At 74.2% G+C, this 14,267-nt stretch carries 6 protein-coding genes; 3 read left to right on the forward strand and 3 right to left on the reverse strand.

Annotated features, from left to right (window positions below; genetic code table 11):
• Positions 1-9: 9 nt before the first annotated feature.
• Both HD596_RS29535 and HD596_RS29540 read right to left on the reverse strand, forming a co-directional pair.
• Positions 10-2,790, reverse strand: coding sequence for an RNA repair domain-containing protein (locus HD596_RS29535; protein ID WP_185072550.1), 2,781 nt, complete (start codon positions 2,788-2,790; stop codon positions 10-12).
• Entirely contained in the window at positions 2,790-4,520 is a 1,731-nt protein-coding gene (locus HD596_RS29540; RefSeq protein ID WP_185072551.1) for an RNA ligase family protein, read from the reverse strand. Before HD596_RS29540 ends, HD596_RS29535 begins: the two co-directional genes overlap by 1 nt.
• Positions 4,521-4,750: 230 nt before the next feature.
• Between HD596_RS29540 and xynA the strand changes: the two genes are divergently transcribed.
• Both xynA and HD596_RS29550 read left to right on the forward strand, forming a co-directional pair.
• Entirely contained in the window at positions 4,751-5,698 is a 948-nt protein-coding gene (gene xynA, locus HD596_RS29545; RefSeq protein WP_246554929.1) for an endo-1,4-beta-xylanase XynA, read from the forward strand.
• A gap of 122 nt (positions 5,699-5,820) precedes the next feature.
• Positions 5,821-8,616 carry an AfsR/SARP family transcriptional regulator gene (locus HD596_RS29550; protein WP_185072552.1) on the forward strand — a complete coding sequence of 932 codons (2,796 nt, stop codon included), beginning with the start codon at positions 5,821-5,823 and terminating at the stop codon, positions 8,614-8,616.
• On the opposite strand, the gene HD596_RS29555 is transcribed toward HD596_RS29550, so the two are convergent.
• Positions 8,613-11,267 (reverse strand): SpoIIE family protein phosphatase, encoded by a 2,655-nt coding sequence (locus HD596_RS29555; protein WP_185072553.1) that lies wholly within the window; start codon positions 11,265-11,267, stop codon positions 8,613-8,615. The two genes, HD596_RS29550 and HD596_RS29555, sit on opposite strands and share 4 nt — an antisense overlap.
• Before the next feature lie 188 nt (positions 11,268-11,455).
• Here HD596_RS29555 and HD596_RS29560 point away from each other — a divergent pair, with 188 nt between their 5' ends.
• On the forward strand, positions 11,456-14,266 hold the full coding sequence (locus tag HD596_RS29560; RefSeq protein ID WP_221519578.1) for an AfsR/SARP family transcriptional regulator: 2,811 nt from the start codon (positions 11,456-11,458) through the stop codon (positions 14,264-14,266).
• Position 14,267: the final 1 nt, after the last annotated feature.

Below are 14,267 nucleotides of genomic sequence, written 5' to 3' on the forward strand. Positions count from 1 at the left end.
CGGCGCCCGTCAGGTCAGGGTCGGCACGGCGCCGCACTCGGCCCGCTCGACCGTGACACCCGGCAGCCCCCTGGCCCATCGGCCGGTGAGCTCGCCGAGCCGCGCGGCCTGCGGGGGAGTGCGGCCCAGCCCGATGGCGTACCGGGTCGATCGAGGACCTGTCCCGAAGGGCCGCGGCCAGGCGTGGACGTCCCGCACCCCGGCCGCCTCCAGGGCGGCGAGCAGGTCCAGCATCCGGCCTTTCACGCGGCCGAGCGTCGCGTCGAGCTCCTCGGGGCGGTCGGAGCGCACGGTCAGCACCGCCCAGGCCGCGTGGCGCCGGTGGAGGGGCGGCGGCGCGAGCAGGTCGGCGGAGCGGCCGCTCTCGACGAGCTCCCATGCCTCGTAGAGCTCCCGGGCGAGCAGGTCCAGGCCGCCGGGCGTGACCTGGCGGGCGCAGTTGCGTACGGGGGCGCTGGGCGTCAGCACCGCGATCGGGGCCGGCTGGGGCGCGGCGGGGCCGAGGGCGACCGGGTCCCGCCAGTCCCAGGCGGCCCACGTACTGAAGAAGCTCAGCAGGTCGCCGCCCTCGCGTACGGTGTGCGCGGCCATGACCGTCCAGGCCAGGCCGGGCAGCCCGCCGAACGGGGCCGAGTCCAGCCCTCGGGCCCGCGCCCACGCCTTCACCTGCCGGGCGAGCACGGCGAAACGGGCGTGGTGCGCGCCGACGGCGGCGCGGATCGCGTCCGCGTCGCTGACTGCGCTCAGAGCGATCGCGGCCGCCTCGCCCAGCTCGGCGCGGCGGGCCGGCGCCTGCTCGGGAGGCAGCGATCCGGTGGGGACCACGGTCAGGTCCACCTCCAGCTCGTCGGTACGGAACCGCAGGCCCGGCACCCGCGCCGCGATCACCTGGCGCAGCCGGTCGACGCCGGGCAGCGCGGCCCGTACCCGGGCCTCCACCTCGGCCATGTCCGTCTCGCCGGGCAGCGCCGCCACCAGGTCCAGGTCCGCGCCGGGGAGTTCGCAGCCCATGCGCCGGGATCCGGCGACGGACACGACGCCCGGTCGCAGCGCCTCCGCCAGCCGCCGGGCCACCCGATCGGCCGAGGTGCCGCGCCGCTCCTTCCCGCCGGTCGCGGGCTCGGCGATCCAGCGGATCTCGCCCGTGCCCAGGGCGACCCGCGCCCGGGGACGCATGGGCTCGTCCGCGCGGCGCGACAGCAGCACCAGCTCTCCCACCTGCGCCGTCATCCCGGCCAGGCGGATCGGGTCGTCCGTACGGCCGAGCGTCAGGTGCGGCGTGAAGCCTTCGGGGCGGCCCTCGCAGCGGGGGAAGCGCCGTTCGAGCGCGCGACGCAGCCGGGCCCAGGGCGCCGGGTCGCCGGCGGCGGGGTCGAGCCAGGCCGTCGAGTGGTCGCGGTGCCGGAACGTACGCACCCCTTCCAGCCTGGCGGTGAACGGCGCGACCTCGGCCGCCGCCGCGGCCACCAGGGACGCCGCCGCCTCGAACTCCGACTCCGGCACGAAGCCGAAGAGCAGGTTGACGTGCGGCGGCCAGCGGTCGATCTGCGGATCGTGCGCCTGGCGCACGGCCTGGATCGGCGGCCACAGCTCCCGCGGCGGTAGCCACGCCACCGCCGTCCGCGCCGTCGGCGGCACGTCGAGCACCCCACCGAGCACCCCACCGAGCACCCCACCGAGCACCCCACCTGGCTCCGCACCGTCGAGGTCCAGGACCGCTTCCACCCCGTAGTGGTCGGAGATGTACAGCCCCTCGGGGGTGGGGGTGTCGCCGCGCAGGGCCGCCGAGATCACCCGAGGCCGGCCGCGCAGCAGGATCCGGTCCAGGCGCGAGGCCCGGCCGGACAGGGAGGAGAGCGCCGCCAGCGGGTTGGCGTGCGGGTCGAAGGTGGGGGTCCGGTCGGACCCGTACGCCTCCGTCCAGGCGTCGCGCAGGCCGAGCGCGGAGGCGGGGGTGTCCGTGCCGTCGTTGAAGTCGCCCAGCAGGAGCACGTCGCCGTCCACGCCGGCCAGCCCCTCGGCGATCCTGGCCAGCTCGGCCCGCCGCCTGGCCGCGCCGTCGGCGGAATGGTCGCTGGTCAGGTGGGTGGCGGCGACGACGAGGACGCCGGTGGCGGTGTCCACGGCGATGGCGGCCACCGACTTGTGCGGGCCGAGCTCGTGCCGGGCCGCCTCCCGTACGGGCAGCCGGCTGAGCAGCAGCAGGCCGCTGTCGTCGACGTCCGGGCCGTACGGGTCGGTGCCGAGGGTGTAGCCGGCGCGTACCCAGCGGGCGGCCAGCAGCATCGACAGCAGCGCGGGCTCGACCTCCTGCAGGGCGATGACGTCGGCGTCGGCCGCTTCGAGGGCCGCAAGCAGCAGGGGGCGGCGCCGGGCCGTGTCGAGGCGATCGCTGTCGTAGCGGTCCCACAGCGTGTTCCACGTCAGCACGCGCGGAGCCGGATGCCCGGAGCGCCCGCGTCCCGTGGCGGGACGCCATCCGGCCGCCGGATCCCAGGCGTGCGGGGTCCTGGCCGTGAAGAACGGCGGACGCAGGCGGCGCGGGTCGCGCGCCCGGCCGGCCTCGCAGGTGTCGACGCGGTCCAGGCCCGTGGCACGGTCCCAGACCAGCTCGCCGTCCGCCTCCACGAACAGCACCCGGTGCCAGGGGATGTCGCCTCCCGGGGTGAAGGCGGGCAGCGCGACCCGCTTGGGGTCGGCGTCGCGCTGGCCGACTCCCAGGACGAACCGGGACGGGTCGAACCGCGGATCCCAGCGGACCCGGTGGTAGATCTCCTCGCTGGTACGCATCACGCCTCCAAGGTCCCGTCCGCGTCGTCGACGGTGCCGCGCGCTCCGACGTACCAGGTGCGGTGGGCCTGCCCGGGATACGGCGGGCTGAACCGGCGCGCCTGCGCGGCCAGCACGTGCGGCGGCACCGGATGGGCGCGGCGGGCGTTGCGCCGGTGCAGCTCGTCCTCCTCCACCAGCACGACCGCGTGCGTGGTCAGCGCGTCTCGGCGGCGCGCCACGGCGTGGACGAGGGAACGCTGGTGCTGGTTGAGCGAGGTGGCGTCCCACACCACGGTGCCGCCGGCGGCCAGGGCGGCGTCGAGCCGGTCGAGCCCCTCGCCGAGCACCTCCCGGTTGGCCCGCTGGTCCGCCCGCGAGCCCCGGGCCTGGCGCAGGTCGTCCAGCGACAGGTACGCGTCGACCCCCGGCAGGCCCGCCGCGAACGTGCTCTTCCCGCTGCCCGACGGCCCGACCAGCTGCACCAGCCCGGGAAACGGCCTGGATCGCCACCGCCAGGTCGCCGCCACGGCCTCCTCGACCGTCGCGATCCGCCCCCTGGCCCAGGAGTCGCGGGCCTCCGTCCAGCACCGGTCGGCCGCCTCCGCCCCGAGCCCGGCCAGGGCCTCGCGCAGGCCGGCGCGTAGCGGCTCCAGCGGCTCCGGCCCGAGCAGCCCGGCGTCCTCGGCGTGCAGGGCCGACCATTCGACCTGCTCGCGGGCCTGAGCGCGCTCGTCGTCCGCGCCCCCGGCCGGCACGGCCGCCGCCACGGCGTGCAGCACGCCCAGGTCGGCGGCCAACGCCATGCGTCCCAGCCCCACCCGCCGCTCCTCGTCCGGGTACGGGCGCCGCAGCGCACCGTGCAGCCCGACCAGGTCCGCGACCCGCCGCGCCGCCCGCATGCCCAGCGGCCCCGCCAGCCGCGCCGCCAACGTGGCCCGCGGCACGGCGTGCGCCACCACGGCCAGCACCCCCGCCAGCCGGGCATCGCCACCCCGGCCGATCGCGTCCAGCCGCGCCGCCACCTCGGCCACCGCTTCCGGGGGCACCGCTTCGAGCTCGGGCAGGCCCACCGCGGCCGGCAGGGCGCTCACGTCGGGGTCCGCGCCCGAGCGCACCGACCACAGCGCCGCGGCCGGGCCCAGGGCGTTCGGCACGACGGTGGCGTGCATCCAGTGCGTGTCCGTCCGCACGTGCCGCGGCCGCACCCACTTGGCCACCCGCCCCGCGAACTCCTCCCGCCCGAAGCCCTCGGCGGCCCGCACCACGTAGCCCTCCTGCCGGTCCAGGTCCAGCCGCAACCCCCGCAGGGCCCGCTCGTCGAAGACGCCGCGCCACAGCACCGGCGGCACCGGGATCCCCAGCCCGCGCAGGAAGGCGACCGTGCGATCCCAGCCCAGGCACCGATCGCCGTCCCAGACCGAGAACCCGTAGAACCAGCTCTCCAGCTCCTGGTACGCGATGGAGTGCCGGGCGTACATGTTCTCCCCGCACACGCGCCACCCCGCGGGGATCCGCCCGCCGATCCGCCCCTGCAGACCCTTCACCCACGCCCGGGACGGATGGTGGGCCGAGTCCAGCGACCTGGCGTGCATCCCGTCGGCGTACAGGGTGGTGTTCTCCCCGTCGAGCTTCTCGGTGACCACGACCTCGCGCCCGCGCAGCCCGGACAGGTCACCCGCGCGCACGTCGTCCGGGGTCGCGCCGGGCGACCAGGGCAAGTGAGGGGTACGCGGATAGTGCACGCGCATGATCCCTCCCCCCGCTCGGCCGGAGTCAATGTACAAGCGGCAGGAAACTCGCCTCCATCGAATAAATCGCCATTTCGGCAGGCATACGAAACTTTCATCGGGCGAATCCCGCCTGCTGACCAGGCGAAATGGCGTGACGGTTGACAAGGCGCGTTGACAGCCCGGCAAGGCCGTGTCGATACTTTCGCTACATCTCCGATAGTTTCGGAATCGTCGCGAGGAGGAAGCACATGCTCATCCGCCGTGCCTGCGCCTTGGTCGTGGCGCTGGTCGTCGCCGTTGTGATGCCGCCCGGCATCGCCAACGCGGCCCCCATAACCTCCAACCAGACCGGCACCAACAACGGCTACTTCTACTCGTTCTGGACCGACAGCCCCGGGTCGGTGTCCATGAACCTGGGATCCGGCGGCAATTACAGCACCTCATGGAGCAACACCGGCAATTTCGTCGCCGGTAAGGGCTGGAATCCCGGCGGGCGCAGGACCGTGAACTACTCGGGCAGCTTCAATCCGTCCGGCAACGCCTATCTGGCCCTCTACGGCTGGACGAGAAATCCGCTCGTGGAGTATTACGTCGTCGACAACTGGGGCACCTACCGGCCCACCGGCACGTACAAGGGCACGGTGACCACCGACGGCGGCACGTACGACATCTACCAGACGACGCGGTACAACGCCCCCTCGATCGAGGGCACGAGAACCTTCAACCAGTACTGGAGCGTCCGGCAGTCGAAGAAGACGGGCGGAACCATCACCGCCGGCAACCATTTCGACGCGTGGGCCCGCTACGGCATGAACCTGGGCAGCCACGACTACATGATCCTCGCGACAGAGGGATATCAGAGCAGCGGAAACTCCAACATCACGGTGGACGGCTCCTCCGGAGGAGGGGGCGGTGGCGGCAACCCCGGCGGCGGCTGCACCGCGTCGTTGTCCGCGGGACAGCAGTGGAGCGACCGCTACAACCTCAACGTCGCCGTCAGCGGTTCGAGCAACTGGACCGTGACGATGAACGTGCCCTCCCCGGCGTCGATCATCGCGACGTGGAACATCACCGCCAGTTACCCCAGTGCCCAGGTGCTGACCGCCAGGCCCAACGGCAACGGCAACAACTGGGGCGTGACCATCCAGCACAACGGCAACCGCACCTGGCCGACGGTCTCCTGCAGCGCGAGCTGACCGCCGGCCCGGCCTGAAAGATCTTTCTGGTCCATTTCTCTCGACCATGAATGCCCGCTGGGTCACAATCGGCGCTGGTGCCACAAGCACGCTACAGAGCCACCACAGGCAAGGAGCGGGTCATGGTAGACGCGACCTTTGCAATCTTGGGCCCGGTGCGGGTGAGCTGGGCGGACGGCCGCCAGGTGCATCTCACCGGCAAGCCGCGCGCCGTCCTGGCCAGCCTGCTGCTCAACGTCAACACGCTGGTGTCCAGGGAACGGCTGGTGGAGGCCCTGTGGGAAAACCCCCCGGCCTCCGCCATCCCCAACCTGCAGACCTACATCGGGCAGCTGCGCAGGAGCCTGTCGCTCGACACGCGGCTGCTCACCAGGGAAACGGGCTACACCTTCGAGGCGCGCGCCGAGGAGGTGGACCTCCTGCAGTTCGAACAGGCGACCCGGCTGGCGCGGAAAGAGGCCGAGGCGGGCGACGTCCGCGCCGCCGTCGTCCAGTTCGAGAGGGCCCTGGCGATGTGGCGGGGCAAACCCGCCGAAGGCACCAGGCTCTCCGGTCACATGCTCGCCCGCGTGACCGAGCTGGAAGAGCGGCTGGCCGTGGTCAGGCTGGACTGGGCCGAAGCGAAGCTCGCCCTCGGCCGGCCCGTGGAGGTGATCGAGGACCTCCGCGCGTTCGTCGCCGAGCAGCCGCTGCGCGAGCGCGCGTGGCGGCTGCTCATGCTCGCGCACTCGCGAGCGGGACAACGGGACAAGGCGCTGGAGGCCTTCCGGCACGCCCGCTCGGTGCTCACCGACGAGCTGGGCCTGGAGCCCGGCGAGGAGCTCCAGCAGCTGCAGGCCGCCATCCTGGCCGGCACCACGCCCGTGAGCGAGCCCGCACCCTGGACGCCGGTCTGCCAGCTCCCCTCGGACGTCAAGCACTTCAGCGGCAGGGAGGCCGAGCTGTTCGAGCTGGACGGGCTCCTCCCGCTCCCGGACGAGGCGCCGCCGCGCACCGCCACGACCTGCGTGATCACCGGCACCGGCGGGGTCGGGAAGACCGCGCTCGCCGCGCACTGGGCCCACACGGTGCGCGACCGCTTCCCCGACGGCCAGCTCTACGTGGACCTGCGGGGATTCAGCCCCGGCGAGACGCCCATGTCACCGTCGGAGGCGGTACGGATCCTGCTGGGCTTCCTCCACGTGCCCCACCACCGCATGCCCGCCACCTTCGGAGAGCAGATCGGGCTCTACCGGAGCCTGCTGGCCGGCCGGCGGGTGCTCGTCCTCCTCGACAACGCCCGCGACCCGGACCAGGTGCGCCCGCTGCTGCCCCCGTCCCCGGAGGCGCTCACCCTGGTGACCGGCCGGACCGCGCTCACCGGCCTGATCGCGGCCGAGGGCGCCCATCTGCTGCGCCTCGCGCCGCTCTCCGACGCGCAGGCCGGCCAGCTGCTGAAACGCCGCCTGGGCCAGGACCGCATGGCGGCCGAACGCCAGGCGGTGGACGACATCATCAAGACGTGCGCGGGGCTGCCGCTGGCCCTCGGGATCGTCGCCGCGCGGGCCATCATCAACGCCGGCCTTCCCCTCACCGCGCTGGCCGACGAGCTCCAGGCGGAGCCCACCCGGCTGGACGCCCTGCAGACCGACGAGCTCAGCACCGACCTGCGGGAGGTCTTCGGCTCCTCCTATCGCGTGCTGGCCCCCGAGGCGGCCGAGACCTTCGCCCATCTGGGCCTGGTGTCGGGCCCGGACACGAGCGTGCTCGCCGTCGCCAGCCTCATCGGCCGCCCCGTGGCGCACACCCGAACGCTGCTGCGCATGCTGGAGACCGCCCATCTGGTGGATCAGCACGTTCCCGGCCGTTACCGGATGCACGATCTCGTCCGCCTCTACGCCATCGACCGTGCCCGCCTCGACCTGAGCGCGGACGCCCGTACCGCCGGCGTGCGCCGTCTCGTGGACTTCTACCTGCACACGGCGTACGCCGCCGACCGCCTGCTCTCCCCGCGCCGGCGCAGCGCCGTCCGGATGGAGCCGCCGGCCCCCGGCTGCGTGACGGACGCCCTGGCGGACGTGGCGGCGGCCCAGGCCTGGTTCAAGGCCGAGCACGCCTGCCTGCTCGCCGCCCAGCGGCTGGCCGCCGAGCACGACCTTCATGGCCCCGTGTGGCAGCTGGCCTGGGCGCTGGACACCTTCCACCTGGGCCACAACCTGCTCCAGAGCTGCGTCTCGGCCTGGCGCCTGGCGTCCGGCGCCGTCGAGCACCTGACCGATCCGGCCGCCCATGCCCTGGTCCACCAGCTGCTCGGCCGCGCCTGCACCCGGGCGGGGCTCCACGCGGAGTCGCTGTCCCACTTCGCCGAGGCCCTCCGCCTGTACGAGCAGCTGCAAGACGTCGCCGGCCAGGCCCATGTCCGCCATACGCTCGCCCTGGCCTGGGGCCACCGGGGCGAGCCCGCGCAGGCGCTGGTCCATCTGGAGCCCGCGCTGCGGCTGTACAGGGACATCGACGACGCCATGGGGGAGGCCAACGCGCTCAACTCCCTGGGGTGGGCCACCGCGATGCTCGGCGACTTCCCCAAGGCCCAGGAGTACTGCGAGCAGGCGCTGGCCCTGCTCCGCAGCCACGGCGACCGCAACGGCGAGGCGGCGACCCTCGACAGTCTCGGCTACATCGCCCACCACACCGGCCGCCACGCCCGGGCCCTCGACTACTACCGCGGGGCCCTGAGGTTGCGGCGGGAGACCGGCAACGCCAGCCAGGAGGCCGACACGCTCTCCCACCTCGGCGACACCCACCACGCCCTCGGCCAGGACGACGAAGCCGCCCGGGCCTGGGGCCAGGCCCTGGCCATCTACCAGGACCAGCACCGCACCGAGAAGACGGAGCAGGTGCGGGAGAGGCTCGACGGCTTGGGCGCGAGATCCTCCTAGAGGGCGGGCTGGAGGGGCTGCTCGGTCCAGATGCACTTGCCGGTGTCGGTGTAGCGGGTGCCCCAGCGATGGGAGATCGCGGAGACCAGCTGGAGCCCGCGGCCGCCCTCGTCGGTGTCGGCGGCGCGGCGGATGCGGGGCGTGGTCAGGCTGCCGTCGGAGACCTCGCAGGTCAGCACGGCGCTACGCAGCAGGCGCAGGTGGATGGGGCCCTTGGCGTGGCGGACGACGTTGCCGACCAGCTCGCTGGCCAGCAGCTCGGTGGTCATCGACAGGTCGTCCAGGTGCCAGGCGCTGAGCTGGGCGCGGACGTGTTCGCGGGCCTCGCGGGCGGCCTTGGGATGGTCGGGCAGCGGCCAGGTGGCGATGTCGTCCTTCGGCAGCGCATGGGTGCGCACGACGAGCAGGGCCGCGTCGTCGGCGGTGCCCTGCCTGCCGGGCAGCAGGGTGGCGGTGAGGCTGTCGCACACGGATTCCAGGCATTCGGCGCAGTGCAGCGGGGTCGCGTCCCGGCCCTGGTGCCGGCACGCCGCCGCCGGCGGGATCCCGGGGACCGTGTCGCCCAGCGCCTTGGCGAGATCGGCGATGCCCTGGTCGATGTCGAGGGTGGCGGATTCGACCAGGCCGTCGGTGTACAGCACCAGCAGGCTGCCTTCGGGCAGCTCCATCCGCACGGTGTCGAAGGGCGGGGTGGCGGCGCCGAGGGGCGAGTTCGGATCGGCGTCGGGGAAGTGGACGGCGCCGTCGGGGTGGACGACGGCGGGCGGCGGATGGCCGGCGCGGGTGACCACGCAGGAGCGGGTGGTGGCGTCGTAGACCAGGTACAGGCAGGTGGCGTAGAAGTCGTCGCCGAGGTCGCTGACCACGTCGTTGAGGTGGGTGAGCAGCTCGTCGGGAGGCAGCTCCAGGTCGGCCAGGGTGCGCACCGCGGTGCGCAGGCGGCCCATGGTGGCCGCCTCGGCCACGCCGTGTCCCATGACGTCGCCGATGACGAGGGCGACCCGGTCCGCCGACAGCGGGATGACGTCGTACCAGTCGCCGCCCACCTCCATGTCCTTGCCGGCGGGCAGGTAGCGGGCCGCGGCGGTGACCGCGGGCAGGTCGGGCAGCCCTCGGGGGAGCAGCCCGCGCTGGAGTTCCTGGGCGCGCGTGTGCTCCCGGTCGTACAGGCGGGCCCGCTCCATGGCCTGGGCGACCAGCCCGCTGAGCGTGGTGAGCAGGTTGCGCTCCTCGCCCGTGAACTGGCGCGGCTCGGCGAAGGAGACGACGCAGCTGCCGACGGCGCGTCCCGAGGCGATCAGCGGCAGGAAGGCCCACGCCTTCTTGCCGCCCGCCGCCGGCAGGTCGGCCGTCTCCGGGTAGCGCTCGATGTACTCCTCGACCGAGTTGATGAACATCGGCGTGCGCTCCCGCAGGGTCTGAGAGATCGGGACCCCCGCGGAGGCGGGTATCCGGGTCACCCGGTCGACGAACTCCTGCGAGTACCCGGTGAACCCGACCGGCCGCAGGTGGTCGCCCTCCAGGAAGGTGAGCATGAGACCGGCGGCGCCGAACGACGGCAGGATGTGCTCGGCGGAGGCGTCGAAGACGTCCCGCACGCTGACCGCCTCGGCCAGCGCCCTGGTCAGCTGCTTGATGCGGGCGGACCGCTCCAGGGCCGCGCGCTCGGTCTGACCCGTCCGCTGGTCGGCGATCGCCTCCAGGTCGTCATGGGTCTTGGTGATGTCCCACAGCGTGCCGATCATGCGGGCCGGCTCGCCGTTCTCGTCGACCAGCAACCGGCCGCGGGCCCGTACCCAGACGGTCGTCCCGTCCGGGCGGCACACCCGGTACTCGGTGCTGTACATCCTGCCCGCGCGGATCGCCTCGTCGATGTCGGCCAGCACCCACGGCAGATCCTCGGGGTGGACCAGGGCCATCCAGGTCTCGATGCGCCCGTCGAAGGTGCCCGGCTCGATGCCGAGCAGGGTCAGCATCGCGTCGTTCCAGATGGCGTCCCCGGTCCGGATGTCCCAGTCCCACGTGCCGATGGTCTCCAGGTGCCGCGGCAGGTGGGAGCCGGCGGCGCCCGGTCCGCCCTTGGGTCCCGAGCCGGGCGGGGGCGCGGAGGACCTGCCCAGGCGCTCGCCCACCCAGCGGCCCAGCAGGTCGAGGAAGGCTCGCTGGGCGGGCGACGGCTCGTGCGCGGAGGCCGTCACGATCGACAGCGCGCCGACCGGCCCGCCGGGGCCGAGCAGCGGGACGGCCGTCATTGTCGTGCCGGCCGGCCAGGATCGGGCCTCGGCCGGGGCGGAGCCCTGCTGGGGGATGCCGACGGCGGCGTTCGCCATGGAGACCCGGACGGGCGCGGCGGTCCGGAAGGCGCGTGCCGGGGCGAGCGGTCCGTTCCCGTCGACGCGCTCCCACACGTGGGCGAGCGCGGGCGGTAGCCCGCTGGTCACGGCGAGCCGCAGGCCGCCGCCGTGGCCGGGGCTGCCGAGGTGGATCATCCCGCCCAGCCCGGCAAGATCGGCCACGGCCTGCTCCAGCGCGAACCGCAGGAGCTCGATCCCCCACAGATCGTCACCGACCTCCGCGAGCAGCCGTCTTCGCTCCTCGGAAACCTGGTCCGCCCACACCGTCCGCGGACCGTGCGCACGCTGTTCGCCCATCCCATCCCCTCACCACGTCGCCGGGGCCCTGGGGGGAAACTGTCCATATTGGGGTATATGTACCGAGTATAACGACCCACAGCGCACGACCTCTTGCTCCACTCGCCCGAGCGTGGTGCGGGGCGCCCCGCGGCATGCGAGCATCCAGACGGCGGATGATGAGCCGGCTCCGGAGGGTTGAGGGAAGCGTGTTACGAGTCGAGTTCGGCGTGCTGGGCGAGATCTGCGCCCGGGCCGGCGGCCAGGCGATCGAGCTGGGGCCGGCCAGGCAGCGAAGCGTGCTGGCGGCGCTGCTGGTGAAGGTCAACCAGCCGGTGTCCCTCGACCAGCTGACCGACTGCGTGTGGGGGGAGGAGCCGCCCCGCCGGCCGACCGCGACCCTGCACAGCTACCTGTCCCGGCTGCGTACGTCCCTGCCGGCGGCCTGGGACGGCGGCATCCGCCGCGGCGGCGGCGGCTACCTGCTGCGGGCCGACGAGAGCGCGGTGGACCTGCACCGCTTCCGCGACCTGCGGGACCGGGCCCGCACGAGCGACGACGCCACCGCCGAACGCCTGTACGAGCAGGCGCTGGAGCTGTGGCGCGGCGAGCCGTTCGCCGACCTGGACACCGCCTGGGCAAGGGAGCAGCGGCACCTCCTGCAGGGCGAGCGGCTGGCCGCGCGCCTGGCCTACCACGACGTACGGCTGCGCCGCGGCGGCCACGCCGCGCTCCTCGGCACCCTGGAGTCCCTGGCGGCCGAGCACCCGCTGGACGAACGGCCGGCCGCCCAGCTGATCCTCGCCCTCTACCGCAGCGGCCGCCAGGGCGAGGCCTTCCAGCAGTACGAGCGGATCCGCAAGCGGCTGGCCGCCGACCTCGGCGTGGACCCCGGCCCCGACCTGCGGCTCCTGCACCACCAGATGCTCACGGCCGGAGTGGCGCCCGCCCCCGCCGAACCCGCCCCGGCGCCCCCCACGCCCCCACCCGCCGGGGTCGTGGTGCCGCGCCAGTTGCCCGCGCCGCCGCCGGTGTTCGTCGGACGCCCGCGCGAGCTGGCCACCCTGGACGACGCGCTGACCGGCGACGGCGGGGACCGGGTGGCGATGATCTCCGCCATCGGCGGGTACGGCGGCATCGGCAAGACCTGGCTGGCCCTGTACTGGGCGCACCACCACGTGGACCGCTTCCCGGACGGGCAGATCTACCTGGACCTGCGCGGATTCGACGCCGGGAACGCGCCGATGCCGGTGGAGACGGCCCTGCGCCTGCTGCTCGGCGCGCTCGGCGCGGACCCCGCCGCCGTCCCGCAGCGGCCGGAGGAGCAGACCGCGCTCTACCGGAGCCTGACGGCCCGCAAGCGCCTGCTGATCGTGCTCGACAACGCCCGCGACACCGCCCAGGTCGTCCCCCTGCTGCCGGGCACGCCCTCCTGCACCGTGCTGGTCACCAGCCGGAACCAGCTCCCCGGGCTGATCGCCGGCCACGACGCCCGGCACGTGCCGCTGGACGTGCTCGACGCCGCCGAGGCCCGCCGGCTGCTGCTGCACCACCTGGGGCCCGAGCGGGTCGACGCCGAGCCGGAGGCGGTGGCCGCCTTGGTGGAGCGCTGTGCCGGGCTGCCGCTGGCGCTGAGCATCATCGCGGCCCGCGCCCTGATGAGCCCGTGGCTCCCGCTCGCGTCCCTGGCCGAGGAGCTGCGCGAGGAGTCCACCCGGCTCGACGCGCTGGACGCCGGCGAGCTGTCGGCGGACCTGCGGACCGTGTTCGCCGCCTCGTACCGGGCGCTGGAGCCGGAGGCGGCCCGGCTGTTCCGATTACTGGCCCTGCACCCGGGACCGGACATCCCGCCGCCCGCCGCGGCCGGCCTCCTGGGCAGGGACGCCCGGCGGCCCATGGCCGGGCTGGTCCGCGCGCACCTGGTCACCGAGCACGCGCCCGGCCGCTTCGCCCTCCACGACCTGCTGCGCGACTACGCGGCCGAACGGGCCTGCGCCGAGGACACCGAGGCCGAGCGCGACGCGGCGCTGCGCCGCCTGCTCGACCACTACCTGCACACCGCGCACGCGGCGGCCCTGCTGTTCTACCCGAACCGCCGGGCGATCCAGCTGACCGAACCCCTCGCTCCCGGCGCCGTCCCGGTCGTCCTGCGCGACCACCAGCAGGCCGCCGACTGGTTCGCCGCCGAGAGCCAGGCGCTGCTGTGGGCGGTCAGCCGGGCCGCCGACGCCGGGCTGGCCACGCACGCCTGGCAGCTGGCCTGGTCGCTGGCCGACTACCTCAACCGCCAGGGCCGCTGGCAGGACATCCTCACCACGCAGCAGGCCGCCCTGGAGGCCGCCCGGGGCCAGGGCGACCTCGTCGGGCAGTGCCGGGCGCACCAGACCATCGCCCGCACCCATCTGCGGCTCGGCCGCTACGACGACGCCCGCGCCCAGCTCGATCACGCGCTCGACCTGTCCACCCGGCTCGGCGACCTGGCACTCCAGGCTCGCGCTAACCACAGCCTCACCATGGTGTTCAGCGCTCAGAAGCGCCACGGCGAGGCCCTCGCCCATGCCCTGCGGGCGCTCGAACTGTACCGGGACCTGGGCGACAAGAGCAGCACCGCCGACATTCTCAACTCCGTCGGCTGGGAGCACGCCGAACTCGGGCACCACCGCGAGGCCATCGACCACTGCGAGCAGGCCGTCGCCCTGTACGAGTCGCTGGGCGACCCGTACGGCCAGGCGGCCGCCCTGGACAGCCTGGGCTACGCCTACCACCGCGCCGGCGACCACGACCGGGCCGCCGGCCGCTACCGGCACGCCCTGCGGCTGTTCCGGGAGGCGGGGGACCGCGCGGAGGAGGCGGCGTGCCTCCTCCACCTCGGCGACACCCACCGCTCCGCCGGTGACGAAGCGGCGGCCCGCCAGGAATGGCGGGCCGCGCTGGACATCCTCGACGAGCTCGACCGGCCCGGTGACGATCCGGTACGGAGCAGGCTCACCGCCCGTCTCGGCCTGGCCGGGGACCGCTGAC

The sequence above is a fragment of the Nonomuraea jabiensis genome, assembly GCF_014204795.1.
GTDB classification, from domain to species: Bacteria; Actinomycetota; Actinomycetes; order Streptosporangiales; family Streptosporangiaceae; genus Nonomuraea; species Nonomuraea jabiensis.